We start from the raw sequence: 763 nt of genomic DNA, 5'->3' as shown, positions 1-763 counted from the left end.
AGGCATGTCATTTTCACGACATGTTAGTTGAACAACGTTTGCTAGCCCTTGGAAATCTGATTGGATTTCTCTTTTTTAGTCACTTATTCAGGAAACAACAATATGACTATTAGGCAAAAACTCTACTTCCTCGGAGTTATCGCCATTTTAGGCATTGTGACCCTTTTGGGTACCTCATCTCATTTCGCAAATCAGAGCAATGAACTCAACCACGCAGTAAAACTTGTCGGTGATTTAGAAATACGCTTACTCAACTTGCGACGTAATGAGAAAGACTTTTTACTTCGCAGCAATGTCAAATACTTAGATAAATTTGATAGTAATGTTGATAAGTTTTTAAGCACCGAGAAAGAGCTCGCTCAAATCCTAAACCGATACGACCTACCGTCAAGTCAGCGTTTCAAGCAGGATTTACTCGCTTATCAAAAAGGTTTCCAAGCATTAGTTTCCGCTTCTCAAAAGTATGGCCTAGACAAAGAAAGTGGCATTCTTGCGCGTTACGAAAACCTGCTACTTGAAGCAAAGAAAAGCGCCGACCATCAGCAAATCCTTTCTCTTATCCAGTTTGATAATGCGGTGAAAATGGGCGAATTTGACTCAAGCAAACTGTCTGACCTATACGTTCCAGAACTGTTAGAGTCAGCGAAACAACTTGCAGCTCAAAAACAAGTCATTGGTGTGGCGTACAACAAAGGTTTACTGGGCGAAACTCGCGCGCTATCTCACGCCGTGGAAGAGCAGTTTGAAGCTTTCTCATCATCGA

The 763-nt window shown here is 41.4% G+C and carries 1 pseudogene; it reads left to right on the top strand.

Annotation, left to right across the window (positions count from 1 at the left end):
- Positions 1-102 precede the first annotated feature (102 nt).
- Positions 103-763 (top strand): annotated as a pseudogene (locus tag R7P74_RS26040) (methyl-accepting chemotaxis protein); the annotation flags it as partial.

It is taken from the genome of Vibrio sp. 2033 (assembly GCF_033339735.1).
Note: the sequence above shows the minus strand (reverse complement) of the source record. Positions and strands in the feature narration are given on the sequence as shown.